The following is a 17,925-nucleotide window of genomic DNA, read 5'->3' as shown; positions in this document are numbered from 1 at the left end:
TTAAATTAATTTAAAAAACCTATTTTCTCACAGATATATTAATGTGTCAGTATAAAACCCTAACAAATCTTGCAAGTTTTGCGCCCAGTGGTGGTCAACTTGGACAGCTATTTACCCAAGCAAAAGCTTATAACCAAATCAACATTGAGCTGGCTAAGCTTTTACCAAGCACATTAAAGCCACTTGAGTTGTGTTTAATTAAGGACAATACAGCAATATTAATAACTCACAATCAAGCCATTGCCTTTAGGGCTCAAAAGCAATTAGTGGTATTACTAGAACTTTTGACACAAATACCAATGCTTGAATCCATAACACACGTAGAAATAAAAATTAATATCAACAAATAGAGCCCATAACAATTATCTATTACATAAAGCTGATATACATTATAATAATTGGGGTTTAAAATTAGATTTTATTTCGAATATTTAAAATAAAGGATTGTAACCCTATGTCAGAACAAGAGATAGACTTAAAGAAAAGACGCTTTTTAACAGGTGCTACAAGCATGGTTGGTGCAGTAGGTGTTGGTTTTGTGTTGGTGCCATTTTTATCATCATGGATGCCTTCAGCAAGAGCAAAAGCCGCTGGTGCACCCGTTGATGTTGATATTAGCAAGTTAGACAATGGACAGTTGGTTAGGGTTCTGTGGCGGAAAAAACCCGTTTGGATTTTTAAGCGTGACAAAACAACCATTGAAAATTTAAATACGCTGGACAGCGTCTTAACCGACCCTGATAGTAATGAGCTCTCTCAACAGCCAGAATACGCTAAAAATCTTTATCGCTCAATCAATCCTGATATTGCCGTTATTGTTGGTGTTTGCACCCACTTAGGCTGCTCGCCAACTTATCGACCCGAACTGGGCGCTGCCGATCTTGGTGGAGCCTCATGGAAAGGTGGTTTTTACTGTCCTTGCCATGGTTCTAAGTTTGACTTAGCAGGCAGAGTTTATGCGGGCGTTCCAGCACCAACAAACTTGGTCATTCCGCCTTATCATTTTGTCGCTGATTCTCTCATTCGAATTGGCGTTGACCCAAAAGCATAACCAGGAGAATAGGATGGATAACAACAAAAATTGGATTGATCAAAGATTCCCACTAACCAAGGTTTGGAACGAGCATTTAGCAGAATATTACACCCCTAGAAATTTTAATTTCTGGTATTTTTTTGGCTCATTAGCCATGTTGGTATTAGTCATGCAGATCGTAACTGGCATTTTCTTAACCATGCACTTTAAGCCTGATGCAGCACATGCCTTTGCCTCAGTTGAATACATTATGCGTGATGTTGACTGGGGTTGGCTTATTCGCTACCTACACTCAACAGGTGCCTCTGCTTTTTTCATTGTTATTTATTTGCACATGTATCGTGGTTTACTTTATGGCTCATACAAAGCCCCACGTGAGCTGATTTGGATTTTAGGCATGGTACTATATATTGCATTAATGGCAGAAGCCTTTATGGGCTACGTATTACCATGGGGACAAATGTCATATTGGGGCGCACAAGTTATTATCTCACTATTTGGCTCAGTGCCTGTATTTGGTCCAGACATCCTAACCTTCATTTTAGGTGACTATGCAGTTGGCGACCCTGCTCTAAATCGTTTCTTCTCATTACACGTGATTGCTTTACCGTTGATTTTAGTTATTTTGGTGTTTTTGCACATTGTGGCATTACACACAATAGGCTCAAACAATCCAGACGGGATAGAAATCAAGCAAAATAAAGATAAAAATGGTATTCCTAAAGACGGCATTCCGTTTCATCCATATTATAGTGTTAAGGATATTGTAGGCGTGGTGGTATTTTTAATGATTTTCTCAGCTGTTGTATTTTTCGCCCCAGCAATGAACGGCTATTTCTTAGAAAATACCAACTTTGTTGAAGCAAATCCACTTAAAACACCTAGTCATATTGCACCACTTTGGTACTTAACACCTTTTTATTCAGTATTAAGGGCTATTCCACCTATGTTTGGTTCACAATTCCCAGGCGTTGTTGGTATGTTTGCAGCACTATTAATTTTAATTGCACTGCCATGGTTGGACAGATCTAGCGTGAAATCAATCCGCTATCGTTCATGGCCTTATAAAGTTGCCCTAGGGGTTTTTGTGATTAGTTTTGTTGTGCTTGGCTACTTAGGTATGCAGCCAGTAACACCAATTAATGCACTCTTAGCAAGAGTGTTTACAGTTACTTATTTTGGGTTCTTTATCTTAATGCCTTGGTTTACTTCCATTGGAAAAACCAAACCAGTGCCAACAAGAGTAACGGAGTAAATGATGAAAAAACAATTACACGCAGCACTAATAACAGTCGCAATTTTAACTTTCTCTTTTAATGTCTTTGCATCAACTGAGGTTCATCTAGACCATGCTAATACTGACATTAATGATAAAAAATCGTTGCAAAGAGGTGCAAAATTATTTATGAATTACTGCTCTGGCTGCCATTCAATCCAATTTATGCGCTACAATCGCATTGGAAAGGACTTATTTTTAGATGGTATCATTGCTACTTATGAGAAAGCAAAAGCAGCTGTGATAAATAATCAATCGCTAGAACATAACGACCTTGCAGCTCTTTCAAGGGCATTTGATAATGAAATCACTAGCCTTGACCAGGCTAAAAGTTTTTTTACAAAAATTTCTAAAGAAGAAATTGAAGAAAATTTAATAAAAGCGACTGATAAAGAGGTGGAAAAAAATCTAATATTCACCGATGAAAAAGTAGGCTCACTAATCACTTTAGCCATGTCTGTTTCTGATGCTAACCAATGGTTTGGCAACAATCCAGACTTATCTTTAGTATCGCGTTCAAAAGGCGTAGATTGGATATACACCTACTTACGTGGGTTTTATAAAGACGATTCGCGTGTGTTTGGTGTAAACAATCATGTGCTAGAAAACGCCTCCATGCCAGATGTTCTATGGCAGTTAAAACAAGACAAATCTAGCAAAGAATTTGATCAAGATATCAGAGATATTACCAACTTCCTAGACTATGTTGGTGAGCCAGCTAAGCTAGTACGATTTGACCTTGGTATTAAAGTATTGGGCTTTTTGTTTGTCTTATTCATTTTTGCCTATTTACTGAAAAAAGAATATTGGAAAGATGTTAAATACGGTAAATGGCGCGCTAAAGATTAATTTCTAATACAAGTAAAGTTCACTCTACATAACAGTGTTTTTAAAGACGCTGTTTTTATTGTTTTTAAAGGTAATCATTATGTTAACAAAACCTAATCCTGCTTCAACAACGCTTTATTCTTCACCACAAGACATGGAGTCCCATGCAGTGCGCTTCATCATGGCTGAGAAAAATATTGAAAGAGAAGTGTTAAATTTAACACTTGAGGAAATTCCTGAAGAAATTCTAGAGCTTAACCCGTGCCAATCATTACCTACTTTGTTTGATAGAGGGATTGTTTTATACGACCTTTCGGTGGTGATGGAATACCTTGATGAGCGCTTCCCGTTCCCGCCATTACTGCCTGTAGACCCGATTAAAAAATCGGAGAAAAGATTGCTTATCTTTAGATTTACCAGAGCGCCTGGCTGTTGGTTTGAATTAGTAAATATTATTGAATCAGGTAGCAAGAAAGACGCCAATGAGGCGCGCAAAATCCTAAAAAGCAATCTGATTGAATTAGTGCCTTTGTTTGCCTATAAACCTTTCTTCAAAAGCAACGATATGACCATTGTTGATGCCTGCCTAGGTGCTTTATTATGGCGTTTAAAAAAGCTTGGTATTGAACTGGGCGCACCGGGAAAATCCGTTACAGATTATGCAAATAGACTTTTTACTAGGGACAGCTTTAAAGCAAGCCTAACCGACTGCGAAAAAGAATATAACTAAAAAAATGGCTATGCCTTCTGTAGCGCCTTACTTAATCAGAGCCTATCACGCATGGATGGAAGACGCTGAGCTGACCCCCCATATATTGGTTGACTGCGCCTATTCAGGCGTAGTTGTACCAAAGCAATTCATTCAACAGGACAAAATTGTTCTAAATATTGCCAGCAACGCAACTCATGACTTAGTGATTAATAACGATAATCTTAGTTTTAAAGCAAGGTTTTCTAATAAATCAATTGATATCTTTGTGCCTATCAATGCGGTTGCTAGCATTTATGCGGGTGAAAATGGTGAAGGCATGTTCTTTGAAACTGAAACTAAAAAAACCGAAGAAAAAAAACCAAACTTAACGCTGCTTGATTAAATTACTAATAGAATTTTCTCAACTTGGCTTTCAAATGCTGCTAAATCATCTTGATTAAACACACTGATATCAATGTCCGTATACTGAGCGATTTCTTGTGCATTTTTTAACAAATTAGGTTGAATCTGATTCAACACCAACATGCTTATATTAAGCCCATAACGTTGAGCCGCATTAATACTGAGCAACGCCTGATTGACCGCACCTAGTACATCTTTAATCACCAGCACTACAGGCATATCAAGCACTTGAATTAAATCACTGTTTAATGCTTGTATTGCTATTGGAGAAAGCAACCCGCCCGCCCCTTCAACAACAACAAACTCATCTGCCATGCAAGCATCAACCAAATCATCTAGGGTAAGTTTTAACCCCAAGGCTTGGCTTGCCATCTGCGCACTACTACACGCCTCAAACTTATATCGACATACTTTGTTAATTGGCTCATTAATATTGCAAGCCTTGGATAATAATAAGGCATCTTTTGGTATCAACCGCCCATTCTGATTTTCACAATCACTTTCAACTGGTTTTCTAACACTCACCTTGCGAGTACTTGCTAATAACCTAATCAAATGCTGAGCAATAAATGTTTTACCAACATTGGTGCCACTGCCACTAATGAATAATCCTTTCATAAATAATAATTTTAACAGCAAAAATGTATAATACCACCCATGCATAATAACTTAAAAACCCAGTTCTGCGGGCTTTCGTTAAACTCGCCCATTGTTCTTTTATCGGGCTGTGTTGGCTTTGGTGAGGAATATACACGTATTGATGGATTTTCTAACGCTGATGTGGGCGCAGTTTGTCTTAAAGGCACAACCCTAGAGCCACGTTTAGGCAATATCCCTCATCGAGTATGTGAAACACCTAGTGGCATGATTAATGCCATTGGGTTGCAAAATCCTGGCACTGATGTAGTCATTAACAATATCCTACCAAAATTGGATAAAGCCGAAACTCGTTTTATCATTAACATTTCTGGCTCATCCGTTGAAGAATATGGTGAAATTACCAAACGCTTTAACAATACAGATATTGATGCAATTGAAATTAACATCTCTTGTCCAAATGTTAAAGAAGGTGGTGTGGCTTTTGGCAATGACCCAGATATGTCGTATCGAGTCGTAGAAATTTGCCGAAAAAATACCACTAAACCTATCATTACTAAATTATCGCCCAACCAAACTGACATTGCTTTTAGCGCCCAACGCTGTATTGATGCAGGTACTGACGGTTTGGCAGTGATTAACACGCTTATGGGCATGTCCATTGATACTAAAACTAAAAAACCAATCATTGGTAACAATCAAGGTGGTCTATCTGGTCCTGCTATTAAACCAATCGCTCTGTTAAAGGTACATCAAGTTTATCAAATCAGCAAACATCACAATGTGCCCATTATTGGTCAAGGTGGTATTACCACTGCAAATGATGCAATAGAATTCATCATCGCAGGTGCTGCCACTGTTGGCATAGGTACGGCAATGTTTTATGACCCATTAGTGTGTCATAAAATCAATGGTGGTATTAGTGAATATTTAAATAAAAACAACTTGGGTAGTATTAGCGATTTAGTAGGCGCATTAAAGCTCAATTCCTCCATATTAGCCAATAATACTGACGCCAATAAAAAAAACACTCTATGAACTCAGAATATAACGCTCAACAAATTGAAGCTCAAGCACAAAAATATTGGCAAGAAAACAAATCTTTTGAAGTTAGCGAAGACACTTCAAAAGAAAAATATTACTGTTTGAGTATGTTCCCCTATCCGTCTGGGCGTTTGCACATGGGGCATGTGCGTAATTATAGTATTGGTGATGTGATTTCTCGCTATCAAAAAATGCAGGGCAAAAATGTCATGCAGCCGATTGGCTGGGATGGATTTGGCCTGCCAGCTGAAAATGCCGCATTAAAGAACAAAGTCCCGCCAGCCAAGTGGACTTATGAAAATATCGATTATATGAGAGAGCAGTTAAGCCAACTAGGTTTTGGCTATGATTGGTCGCGCGAAATTTCTACTTGTCACCCAAAATATTATCGCTGGGAACAATGGTTATTCATTAAGCTATTTGAAAAAGGCTTGGTGTATAAGAAAAATGCCATTGTCAATTGGGACCCTGTTGATCAAACCGTATTGGCAAATGAGCAGGTGATTAATGGTCATGGATGGCGTTCTGATGCGCTGATTGAGAAAAAAGAAATCTCACAATGGTTTATGCGTATCACCGATTATGCCGACGAATTACTCAGTGGTTTAGACAAACTCGATGGTTGGCCCGACGCGGTCAAAACCATGCAAAAAAACTGGATTGGCAAATCCGTTGGCTTAGAAATCACCTTCCCGAGAGAGGGCACTGATACACTTGAAGTCTACACCACCCGCCCAGACACTCTGATGGGAGTAACTTATTTAACTATCGCCAGTGAACACCCGCTTGCGTTTGAAGCAGGTAAAAATAACCCACAAATACAGGCCTTTATTGACGAGTGCAAAACCCTGAAAACCACTGAAGCAGCAATGGAAACCATGGACAAAAAAGGCATTGATTCAGGACTAAAATGCACGCATCCAATCACAAATGATGACGTGCCCATTTGGATTGCTAATTTTGTCTTAATGGGTTACGGCACAGGCGCAGTTATGAGTGTACCTGCACATGATGAACGGGATTATGAATTTGCCAAAAAATACGGCATTGCCATCAAACAAGTCATTGATGAAAACGCCATGATTGACAAAGGCGTGTTGTTTAACTCAGGTGAATTTAACGGCATGGACTCCAACCAAGCCTTTAACAGCATTGCCAAGACCTTAACAGACAAAAACCTAGGTAGCAAAAAAACCAACTACCGCCTACGTGATTGGGGCGTATCACGCCAACGCTATTGGGGCTGCCCAATCCCCATCATCAACTGCCCAAGTTGCGGAGTAGTAGCAGTGCCTGAGACCGACTTACCTGTTGTCTTGCCTGAGGAGGTGAGTTTTGATGGTGTTGGCTCGCCGATTAAAAAAATGCCCGAATTTTATCAAACCACTTGCCCAAAATGTGGCGAGGCAGCACAACGAGAAACCGATACTTTCGATACTTTCTTTGAATCATCTTGGTATTTTGCCCGCTATACTTGCAAAGATAATAGCGACAAAATTCTAGATGAGCGCGCCAACTATTGGCTAGCTAATGGCGGTGTAGATCAATATATTGGCGGTATTGAACATGCAATTTTGCACTTACTTTATGCTCGCTTTTTTAATAAATTATTACGTGATGAGGGTTTTATTAAAAACGACGAACCGTTTAAAAACTTACTCACCCAAGGCATGGTGCTTAAAGATGGCGTCAAGATGAGTAAATCCAAAGGCAATACCGTTGACCCTGCACAAATGATTGAAAAATATGGTGCTGATACAGTGCGCCTATTCATCTTGTTTGCCGCACCACCAACCCAAGACCTAGAATGGAGTGATTCAGGTCTAGAAGGCGCACATCGCTTTATTAACAAGGTTTATCGTTTGATTAGGGGCTTTATACAAGACCATGAAAATCATACTATTGGTACTTTGAAAAATCTTGACAAAACTCAAAAAGACATACGCCTTAAGACTCATCAAACACTTAACAAAATTACTGATGATATGAGCCGTAGGTATTTATTTAATACCGTTATTGCCGCACTCATGGAACTGTGCAACACCTTATCAAAATTTAAGGATACCAGCGAAACTTCTATGGCGCTCCGCCAAGAATCTATCCACATCCTACTTAAAACCCTAAGCCCAATTGCGCCACATCTGTGCCACTACTTATGGCAAAAATTAGGTAACACAAAAGCAATTATCAATGAACCATGGCCAAATGTTGATAAATCAGCACTGGTTCAAGACGAAGTGCAAATCATCGTGCAAGTCAACGGTAAACTACGCGCAAAACTGATGCTTGGCACTGATGCCGATAAAGCACAAGTTGAAGCGCAAGCATTGGCAGATGAAAATATTACTAAATTCACCAAAAATAAAACTGTCATTAAAGTGATTGTGGTGCCGAATAAGTTGGTTAATATTGTTATTCGTTAATAATAAATAAAAACTATTTTATTGATGTAAAATTCGATTTTTTTGGTATGTCGAAATAAACGATGACAATCAATTTAACTGATTCTGTTACATATCATTATGAAAAATTCCCATCAACATTAAGCTATGAAAAACTCATTGTACCGTTAACACGGGCTACTGATACATTGTCTTGTTACGACTAAATACTTAAAAATTTACACAATAGCGCCATACTGTCTGTACCCCTGAGAAATCAAGAAGCGGTACTCACTTCAGGAATGGAAGATACGACTAGTTGCTTTATGAAATATTGTAATACGATGCTGAAAGTTCAGATTCGGGCCCGATTCGTGTCAGAAATGAAGTTGTTGAAACTCTTTTATACCAAAGGGCACTCAACAAAACTCAGCTCTCTATAGAGGACGGACAAACATTTTCAATTTTTTTACTGCGCTCTGCACACCAAGTATTACTGTCTTTTGGTCAAATAATTGATAAAAATCCCGGGAAATTAAAAACAGAACAAAATTACCTGAGCGACAAAACTAAAACTCATGTATTGTTTACTCCAATAGCGCCTGAACATTTACAACAAGGTATAGATGACTTATTTTCTTATATTGATAATAGTTCAGAAATTCAATTAGTTAAAGTCGCTATTACCCACATTGAATTTGAAGCGTTATACCCCTAAGATGGTAACGGCCGTATTGGTAGAATGTTAATTACACTCATGCTGTAGTCGTTGGGTTTAATTTCTCAGCCACATTTTTATATGAGCCACTACTTAGAAGGAAAGAAGGATTTATATATTGATATTATGAGAGGTGTTTCTAAAAATAATGGCTTGTCAAAAAAATGCGGTATTTCTCCACAAAATGCCGCGCGTTTTAGTAAAGTATTATTAAATGCAGGCCTGATAAAAGTTGTTATGGAGTCCTCTAGTAGACGAGGTGCAATGTACTCTTTTGAGCCGTTATTAGAATTGATTCGAGTATAACGGAGTGGAGATAACCCGTCTAGTAAATTTGTTTTAAAGTTTACTCTATTTCAAATATTCTAGGTCGGGTTGGTTGTCTGTGTTAAATATAACTATAAAAATTAACTGTTTTTTAAAACATTGATACGCTCAAACCAATCATAGCACTGGTGGCGATAACACTCATAATACTGATTTTAAAGCAGAATAGTGCAACGAATGCGGTGAAAGTAATGGCGAGAGTAGTCCAATCGATTTGCTGGTTTTGATACAGCATAGCAAGGGCAAAAAATACAGCTAAATTCACAATCACACCAACCACAGCGGCGGTTTTACTGGCGCTTAATTTTTAATCACCGCGTGTGGCTTCAATCCCTGACCCACCTAAGAAAATAAATAAAAATAAGGGTAAAAAAGTGAAAAAAGTTGCCACTGAAGCACCAGCAAAGCCTGCCATTAACATTGAATCTGCGCTAAAGACCTCCTTTTTCTGTTGCGCTTATAAAGCCACGCTACTATAATCAACGAACCTGGCGTGGTTTTGCCAAGTACTAAATCGTCCATCATCTGAGTGGCGGTTAGCCAGTGGTGCTGATCAACCCCACCTTGATAAATATAAGGCAAGACTGCATAAGCCCCGCAAAAAGTAACGAACGCTGCCTTGGTAAAAAACTCGCCCATATCATGCAGAACTTTATTGTCCAAAAAAACTCATCACTAAAAAACCAAGAACAACACCAACTACACCAACTACAGCAACTACAGCAAAACTTAACAGACAAGACTATTTAAACTTAGCATGTTCAGGAATAGGCGTGTCATCATCAATCAACGCTGTGCCGTAACTGCTTTTACCATCGTCGTGATGAATGCTAATTTTAAAGGTATTTGGTGAAAATTGTGCGCCTAGATAGCCGAGTAGTGCAGTAATCACAACGATATAAGGAAAAGGCATTTGTAATATACAAAGATTGTAATAAATGCCAACACAGCGAGTACTCTTAGGATGTTGTTTGATAGGGTTTTAGATCCAATACGATAAGCAGCAAATAAAATAATAGCAGTAACTGCTGGCTTAATACCATATAAAATACCGGCAACTTCGTTAAGTGTGCCTGTAGGTTAAATAAATCCAAGTTAATGTGCTTAAAATAAACAAAGAAGGCAAGACAAACAGTACACCGGCGACAAGTCCACCACGCACCCCCAAAACATTTAGCCAGCCAATATAAGTGGCTAATTGCTGGGCTTCAGGGCCTGGCAATACCATGGTGTAGTTAAGGGCGTGTAGAAAACGATGTTCAGAAATCCAGCGGCGTTTTTCTACCAGTTCTTGGTGCATCATAGAGATTTTCTCAACAGGACCACCAAAACTAATAAAATCCAATTTTAACCAATAAATAAAAAACTGGGCTTTAAAGGGATGTTTGTTGCTTGCATCTACTTAAAAATAAAACTTACTTATTTTCAATCATTTTTTTAATAATTGGATAAAGAATAATTTCCATTGCTAAGCTCATTTTTCCACCTGGAACAACGATAGTATTGCGTCTGGACATAAACGAGCCATTAATCATATTGCATAAGTACACAAAATTAACAGGTGTTTTGTCTAAATCATTAAAGCGAATCACTACAAAACTTTCATCTGGTGTTGGAATATCTCGAGCAATAAAAGGGTTGGAAGTATCTACCGTTGCCACACGTTGGAAATTAATATCTGTTTGTGAGAATTGTGGTGTTATATAGTTAATATAATCTGGCATTCTACGCAAAATGGTATCGACTGTTTCTTCTGCTGAATAGCCTCTTTCCACATTATCACGATGAATTTTTTGAATCCATTCAAGATTAACACTGGGTACAACGCCAATTTTTAAATCACCATATTGTGCCATATTTACATCGTCTGTAACTACAGTGCCATGCAAACCTTCATAAAATAATAAATCTGTGCCGCCACCCACTTCTTCCCAAGGGGTAAACTTGCCTGGGTTTAAATCGGTGTTTAGACGTTGGTTGTGTTCAGCGGCCTCTTCCTCAGAGTGCAAATAATAACGACGATCACATTTGCCTGTTTCGCCATAATCTTTGAAAGTTTGTTCGATTTTGTTAAATAAATTAGCATCAGGGCCAAAATGAGAAAAGAAATTATTACCTAAATCCTCTTGTTTTTTAACATTTACTTTCATTGAAGTACGATCATATTTGTGATAACTATCCCCCTCAACAATCAAAGGATTAATACTTTCTTTTCTAAAAATATGCTCAAAAGCACGTTTAACAAAGGTTGTTCCAGCGCCCGATGAGCCTGTCACTACAATAACTGGATGTTTATTTGACATACTTGTCTCCTTATTTGTATTGGTTTTTATTAAAAATCTAAGTTGTCAACTGACAGGGCATTGTCCTCAATAAAGTTTCTTCTAGGTTCGACCTCATCACCCATTAGGGTGGAGAAAACTTCATCAGCAACAATGGCATCTTCAATCTTAACTTTGAGCAAAGTTCTTTGTTCAGGATCCATAGTAGTTTCCCAAAGTTGTTCAGGGTTCATTTCCCCCAAGCCCTTGTACCTTTGGAAACTTTGACCTTTTTTAGCATCTTCAATTAAAAAATCAACCACATGACTAAAGCAATCAACTTTAACTTGTTTGGCTTTCTTTTCAACATAAGATTCTTGAGTAATCCCACTTTCAATTTTCTGATAAAAATCTTTAATAGCTTGATAATCAAGAGAATTAAAGAATGCTGCATTTAGTGTAATATAGTCAGTATCAACTCCATATACACATAATATATATTCAACTTCATTAGAATTAGCGTTAAAAGTAACCGTGTGTGTTTGTGCCGGTGTTACGGCCTGATTTAATTTTTTAGTTAAATTTACACACCAAGTGTTCATATTTCTTTGGTTGGTTAAATCATCAACAGGTGTTGAACTTGCAATTGCTTTGAGTAAAGTTAAATTATAACGTTTAGATAATTTATCAATAATGATATTTATTTTATAATATTCTTTCACCAAAGATTCTAATGCTACACCTGAGATAGCAGGCGTTTCTTTTGAAAAAAATAAATACGCATCATTAACCGCTTCTTGTAATAAATAATCGGTTAATTCTTGATCATCTTTTAAATAACGCTCTTGTTTGCCTTTTTTGATTTTATATAAAGGTGGTTGTGCAATATATAAATATCCATTTTCAATTAATTCTGGCAAATAACGATAGAAAAAGGTTAATAACAGAGTACGAATGTGTGCACCATCTACATCTGCATCTGTCATAATCACAATTTTATGATAACGCAATTTAGTAAAATCGTACTCTTCTTTGCCAATACCACAACCCAGTGCGGTAATTAAAGTACCCACTTCTACTGAAGATAGCATTTTTTCGAAGCGTGCTTTCTCAACATTTAAGATTTTTCCCTTAAGAGGTAAAATGGCTTGCGTACGACGATCACGACCTTGTTTAGCAGAACCACCTGCAGAATCACCCTCAACTATGAAAATTTCACTCTCAGCAGGATCTTTTGTCTGGCAATCACTCAATTTTCCCGGCAAACCAGCGATATCAAGCACCCCCTTACGACGGGTCATCTCTCTTGCTTTCCGAGCTGCATTACGTGCACGTGAAGCGTCTAAAATTTTCCCAATAATAATTTTTGCTTCTGTTGGGTTTTCTAATAAATAATCACTCAGTTTTTCGTTCAGTGCTGATTCAACAGGGGCTCTCACTTCACTTGATACTAATTTATCTTTAGTTTGTGATGAAAATTTTGGATCAGGCACTTTAATGCTAATAATCGCTGTTAGACCTTCACGAGTATCCTCACCCGTAATTGAAGCTTTTTCCTTTTTAGCAATGCCAGAATTGTCAATATAATTATTAAGTGTTCTGGTTAATGCCCCTCTAAAACCAGCTAAATGAGCGCCGCCATCTCTTTGTGGAATGTTGTTTGTGAAACAATAAATACTTTCCTGATAAGCATCAGACCATTGCAATGCAACATCAATTTCAATACCATCACGCTGCGCATTGATTGTAATAATATCATTATGAATTGGATTTTTTGCTTTATTAAGATGCCCTACGAATGCTTTAATACCCCCTTCATATTTAAAAATATCTTTCTTGCCTGTTGATAATTCTTCAATTTCAATATGAACACCTGAGTTTAAGAACGATAATTCACGAACACGATTTGCTAAAATATCATATTTAAATTCAGTAATTGCAAAAATATCAACACTGGGTTTGAAGTGAATAGTTGTACCTGTTTTGTCTGACTCTCCAATCACTTTCATTGGTTCATCGGGCACACCAATATCATAATGTTGAAAGTAAATTTCACCACTACGGTACACAGTTAACTCAACCCATTCACTCAGTGCATTAACAACAGAAACGCCTACACCATGCAATCCACCTGATATTTTATAAGAATTATTGTCAAATTTACCCCCTGCATGGAGCACGGTCATAATTACTTCTGCTGCAGATATTCCCTCTTCAGGATGAATATCAACAGGAATACCACGACCATCATCACTGACAGAAATTGATTGATCTTCGTGAATAGTAATGTTAATTTTTGAACAATGTTCAGCCAAAGCTTCATCGATGGCATTATCAACAACTTCAAACACCATGTGATGCAATCCAGTGCCATCATTGGTATCACCAATATACATACCAGGACGTTTCCGAACCGCGTCTAAGCCTTTTAAAACTTTAATACTAGAGGCTTGATATTCTTGTGATTTTTTTTCAGACATAAGCACTGGAAATAAATAAAGTAATTATACCATGCAAACAGATAAATCCTATTTATTTATGGCTTTTGGTGTTGTTTATGCTGTTATATTTAAAGGGATATAATAAAATTATGAAGGCGTGATAACACCTTTGTTAATATGGAAAATATTTGTACTATCATCTTTAATCAAAGGTAAATTATGATTAATATTCGTTATAAAAGTTTGTACATCCAAGGTGTTTAAATAGTGCAGTATTATTTTAATTTTTTTCTTGTCTAATTCAGATGAAATATCATCAATAAGTACAATTGGGTTAATACCTGATTTAACCAATATTAGTACCTGGGTTAGCCAGAATATAATTGATAGGATTTTTTGTTCACCCCGAGATAATAAAAACTCTTCTTTTGCATTAAGTGAAAATTTAATACTGGCTTTATGAGGCCCATAATTTAAATACTTTGTTTTTAATAAAAAAACTTTGTTTTGAGTTAAATATTGATAAATACTTTGATGATTTAACGCATCAGCTTCTTTTGGCCAGCCTGATTTAAATTGATAGTCAAAAGTTTTAACTGAGTTAAACAATTCAGACAATAAAGGTAATATTTCATTTGAGTGGATTTTTTTAAGTTGGTTAATATAGTCAACTCTAGCTTGGTTAATTTTAGTGGATATTTTTGCAATTTCTAAAAACCAAAAATCAAGCTCTTGTACTTTTTTGCTTAAAAGCAATGAATTAATATTTTTCAGGGCTTTATTATAATTTTTAAAATAACTTGAAACAGTTGGTTTCACGTGAAACACTCCCCAATCAAGGTAGGATCTTTTGTTTTTTGGTGTACCGTTAACAATAAAGCCTTTGTCGGGTGTCATAATTTGCATGGGTAGTATTTGCGCTAATTCACTGGTGTTTTTCAATCGTTGTTGATTGATGTTAATGATGGTTTTCTTCCTGGATTTTTCTAATTTAATTCTATGTGTGTCGGTAATGGCGTTGAGCTGAAAATTATCATTATCTACATTGATTAGCTCTTTAATAACTTTGGTTTTAAAAGATCGATTATGGCCTAAATAATAAATAGCTTCAATTAAATTGGTTTTTCCCTGAGCATTATCAGCAATATATAAATTAATATTTTTACCAGGTTTAATTAATTGATTATTAAGATTACGAAACTGATTAATAAACAGTTTATTAATAAAAGCCATGGGATTAATAATACTAAATACGCATAGGCATAACAACATATTGATAAATGTTGTCATTCATACTACTTAGTAAACAAGATTGGTTTTCTCCGTTAGGCACTACCATATTAATTTCATTGGTGTATAATTTTTCTAAAATTGAAATCAAGTAGTGAATGTTAAATGTGATTTCAATTTCTTTATCAAAATTTTTAGTGCTGATTTGTGTTTTGGCTTGCCCTCTTTCGGAATGTGAAAAAATGTGTAGTTGTGAATCCTTAAATACCAATTTAACACCCTTAGTTCGTTCCTCAACAAAAATTGAGGCTTGCTGTAATGAATTTAAAAAAGCTAAGCGATCAATAATAATGGTATTGTGAAAATCTGTGGGCAATACTTGTAAATAATTAGGGAAATTACCATCAATTAGTCGACTAATAATGGTCGTATTATCGCTAATAAGATAAAAATAATTATCTGATAAATGGATGTTAATTTCTTCATGTCCATTTTTATTAAGTAGCTTGGTTAATTCAAGTACCGCTTTTCTTGGTAAAATAACTGTTTTTCTATTGGATAAGTTGTTGACTTGTTTTACTTCCCCAATAGAAAGTCGATGACCGTCAGTTGCAACAACGGTGATACTATTTTTATCAACCTTAAAGTATAAACCGTTTAAGTAAGCTCTAATATCTTGATTACCCATTGAAAAACTAGTGTTTTTAATTAAATCTGTTAAAACATGCCGTTTAATTTTAATGACATCGCTGTCTTCTATTTTTGGTAATGACGGGAAATCTTGATGATTAAAGGTATTAAGCTCAAACGAATTTTTATTAGTTTTGATGTAAATTTTAGAACTTTCAATAATAAATTCAATTATGGTATCTTCTGATAATTTTTTGATGATATTAATTAAATCTTTTGCATAAATTGTAAAAGAAATTTCTTCTTGAGTTTTTATAACTTGAGAAGTTCTTATTTCAATTTCCATGTCTGTTGTGGTTAAAGTTAGTAAATTATCTTTAAGTTGGATAAGAACATGGGAAAGGATGGGTAATGTTTGTTTTCTCTCAATCACACTAATAACTGTTTGTAAGGGTTCAAGTAGTTCTTTAACGGTAAGTTGTGTGTTCATCAAAAAATCCTTTTATTAAGAAGTTGTTGTTGTTGTTAGTATGGTTATTTTATGTTAATAATGGTTATTTTTCTTTTAAAAATAAAGTTTTAGTCTGTTGATAACATTTAAGTATTTTATGTAAAAAAATGTGGATATGTGCATAAATTTTGTAAAGTGTCTAGGTTATTAATGTTGTTAACAGCTGGTTGGATAAGTTAGGTGTGGACATGTTTATAAGTTGGCTAATTTTAATTTTATTAATTCGTAATCATTCTTTATTTCAATGCTCTCTAGGTGTTTTTCTTTGATTTTTTTAATCGCATGTAAAACAGTGGAATGATCTCGATTTCCAAAATGTTTTCCAATTTTACTCAGTGATAAAGAGCTTAGTTCATGGCAAATGAATATTGCCATTTGTCTGGCAAGTACCATGTGTTGTTTACGGGATTTTGAGCTTAAATCCGAGATGGTTAAAGCGTAATGTTTAGCCACTTCTTTTTGTATATCGTTAATGTCTATGTTTTTAATTTGGGGTTTGATTAAATCACCTAAAGCTGTTTCAATCACTTCTTTGGAAATAAAATTATTATTTATTTTTGAAAAGTCAACAAAGGCTTTGAGCTTAAGAAGTGCGCCTTCAAGGTCTCTAACATTAGAAGCAATATGGCCAGCAATAAACAAAGCAGTATCTTCTGTTAAGTTGATGTTAATTCTTTTGTTTTGTGATTTTTTAAGTAAAATAGCAGCGCGCATTTCTAATTCTGGCGGGGTTAGTTGTAGGTTTAAACCTTGGGAAAATCTGGTTTTTAAGCGATCTTCTAGCGATTTGATATTTTTAGGTGGTTGGTCACAGGTAAAAATAATTTGCTTTTTACCACTGAATAGAAAATTAAAAATATGAAAAAACTCTTCTTGAGATTTTTCTTTGCCTGCAATTAAATGGATATCATCAACCAATAATAAGTCAGCAGACTGATAAAAAGTTTTAATATTTTCAATGGTATTGTGTCTCAGACTGGAGGTAATGTTCCTAACAAAGTCCATTAAAGGCGCATAGATTATTTTAATATTTGGATTTTTCTCTTTTGCCAAGTGTCCAGCGGCTTGCATTAAGTGTGTTTTTCCAAGCCCTGAACCACCATAAATAATAAAAGGATTGTAGGGCGAGGTTTTTATATTTTCAGCAATTTGTTTGGTTGCACCATAGGCCATTTGGTTGGCATTGCCCAGTACTAAATTATCAAATGTGTAGTCTTTAAATAAAGGGGAGGTGTGTTGTTGGGTGTTTTGTGAATTTTGATTGGTTGCAATACTGATAAAAATTTTTAGATTTTTGTTGTGTTGCGCAACCGCATTTTTGATTTGCACTTTCAGGTTCTTATTGATGTAGTTAAGCACTTGTGAATTGGGTGCTAATAAAAATAAAGTATTATTATTTTCAAGTGCTTTTAAGGGTTGTATCCATACACTATATTGAGAAAGGGGGATGTTGTCTCTAAGTGTGTTTAAACATTGTGACCAAGTTTGCGACATATAAAGCTTAATTAAAATTAAGTAATGATATACTAAAGTG

General features: G+C 35.9%; 16 protein-coding genes and 1 pseudogene. 10 read left to right on the top strand and 7 right to left on the bottom strand.

The annotated features are described in order from the left end of the window. The first annotated feature begins 41 nt into the window (after positions 1-41). The 6 genes from CVPH_RS00080 (at position 42) to CVPH_RS00055 (ending at position 4,231) form a co-directional block, all read left to right on the top strand. A complete protein-coding gene (locus tag CVPH_RS00080) occupies positions 42-350 on the top strand; it encodes a hypothetical protein (RefSeq protein WP_201341537.1) in 309 nt (102 codons plus the stop codon). 104 nt (positions 351-454) lie between these two features. Then, on the top strand, positions 455-1,051 hold the full coding sequence (gene petA, locus CVPH_RS00075; protein WP_201341536.1) for a ubiquinol-cytochrome c reductase iron-sulfur subunit: 597 nt from the start codon (positions 455-457) through the stop codon (positions 1,049-1,051). A gap of 13 nt (positions 1,052-1,064) precedes the next feature. Continuing rightward, the gene (locus tag CVPH_RS00070; protein WP_201341535.1) at positions 1,065-2,288 is read left to right on the top strand and encodes a cytochrome b; all 1,224 of its coding nucleotides are present in this window, start codon (positions 1,065-1,067) and stop codon (positions 2,286-2,288) included. Then, positions 2,289-3,158: a cytochrome c1 gene (locus CVPH_RS00065; protein WP_425353120.1), complete on the top strand. Its 870-nt coding sequence runs from the start codon at positions 2,289-2,291 to the stop codon at positions 3,156-3,158. It begins immediately after the preceding gene. A gap of 79 nt (positions 3,159-3,237) precedes the next feature. Further along, positions 3,238-3,867 carry a glutathione S-transferase N-terminal domain-containing protein gene (locus tag CVPH_RS00060; protein WP_201341534.1) on the top strand — a complete coding sequence of 210 codons (630 nt, stop codon included), beginning with the start codon at positions 3,238-3,240 and terminating at the stop codon, positions 3,865-3,867. Positions 3,868-3,871: 4 nt separating this feature from the next. Continuing rightward, entirely contained in the window at positions 3,872-4,231 is a 360-nt protein-coding gene (locus CVPH_RS00055) for a ClpXP protease specificity-enhancing factor (RefSeq protein WP_225879723.1), read from the top strand. Here the strand turns inward: CVPH_RS00055 and bioD are convergent. After that, the gene (bioD, locus tag CVPH_RS00050; protein WP_201341533.1) at positions 4,228-4,869 is read right to left on the bottom strand and encodes a dethiobiotin synthase; all 642 of its coding nucleotides are present in this window, start codon (positions 4,867-4,869) and stop codon (positions 4,228-4,230) included. The two genes, CVPH_RS00055 and bioD, sit on opposite strands and share 4 nt — an antisense overlap. A 39-nt stretch (positions 4,870-4,908) precedes the next feature. On the opposite strand from bioD, the gene CVPH_RS00045 reads away from it, so the two are divergent. The 4 genes from CVPH_RS00045 to CVPH_RS10910 all read left to right on the top strand — a co-directional run bounded on the left by CVPH_RS00045 (position 4,909) and on the right by CVPH_RS10910 (position 9,297). Beyond that, positions 4,909-5,886, top strand: a complete 978-nt coding sequence (locus CVPH_RS00045) for a dihydroorotate dehydrogenase (protein WP_201341532.1) — start codon at positions 4,909-4,911, stop codon at positions 5,884-5,886. After that, on the top strand, positions 5,883-8,315 hold the full coding sequence (gene leuS / locus CVPH_RS00040; RefSeq protein ID WP_201341531.1) for a leucine--tRNA ligase: 2,433 nt from the start codon (positions 5,883-5,885) through the stop codon (positions 8,313-8,315). The genes CVPH_RS00045 and leuS overlap by 4 nt, the downstream gene beginning before the upstream one ends. 541 nt (positions 8,316-8,856) lie before the next feature. Then, complete coding sequence (locus CVPH_RS10915) at positions 8,857-8,991, top strand: hypothetical protein (protein ID WP_342590440.1); 135 nt, start codon at positions 8,857-8,859, stop codon at positions 8,989-8,991. A gap of 81 nt (positions 8,992-9,072) precedes the next feature. Next, positions 9,073-9,297, top strand: a complete 225-nt coding sequence (locus CVPH_RS10910; RefSeq protein ID WP_342590439.1) for a hypothetical protein — start codon at positions 9,073-9,075, stop codon at positions 9,295-9,297. Between the two features lie 112 nt (positions 9,298-9,409). Here the strand turns inward: CVPH_RS10910 and chrA are convergent. The 6 genes and pseudogenes from chrA to dnaA form a co-directional block, all read right to left on the bottom strand. Next, a pseudogene (gene chrA / locus CVPH_RS00030) lies at positions 9,410-10,678 on the bottom strand (chromate efflux transporter). 55 nt (positions 10,679-10,733) lie between these two features. Then, the gene (locus CVPH_RS00025) at positions 10,734-11,621 is read right to left on the bottom strand and encodes a phosphoribulokinase (protein ID WP_201341530.1); all 888 of its coding nucleotides are present in this window, start codon (positions 11,619-11,621) and stop codon (positions 10,734-10,736) included. 29 nt (positions 11,622-11,650) lie between these two features. Then, a complete protein-coding gene (gyrB, locus tag CVPH_RS00020; RefSeq protein WP_201341529.1) occupies positions 11,651-14,059 on the bottom strand; it encodes a DNA topoisomerase (ATP-hydrolyzing) subunit B in 2,409 nt (802 codons plus the stop codon). 108 nt (positions 14,060-14,167) lie between these two features. Beyond that, the gene (gene recF, locus CVPH_RS00015; protein ID WP_225879722.1) at positions 14,168-15,310 is read right to left on the bottom strand and encodes a DNA replication/repair protein RecF; all 1,143 of its coding nucleotides are present in this window, start codon (positions 15,308-15,310) and stop codon (positions 14,168-14,170) included. Continuing rightward, a complete protein-coding gene (dnaN, locus tag CVPH_RS00010; RefSeq protein WP_201341528.1) occupies positions 15,267-16,370 on the bottom strand; it encodes a DNA polymerase III subunit beta in 1,104 nt (367 codons plus the stop codon). Before dnaN ends, recF begins: the two co-directional genes overlap by 44 nt. Before the next feature lie 213 nt (positions 16,371-16,583). Next, a complete protein-coding gene (gene dnaA / locus CVPH_RS00005; protein ID WP_201341527.1) occupies positions 16,584-17,885 on the bottom strand; it encodes a chromosomal replication initiator protein DnaA in 1,302 nt (433 codons plus the stop codon). Positions 17,886-17,925: the final 40 nt, after the last annotated feature.

The organism is Abyssogena phaseoliformis symbiont OG214, from assembly GCF_016592595.1.
Lineage (GTDB): Bacteria > Pseudomonadota > Gammaproteobacteria > PS1 > Pseudothioglobaceae > Ruthia.
The sequence above is the reverse complement of the archived record's forward strand: the minus strand, read 5'-3'. Positions and strand labels throughout refer to the sequence as shown.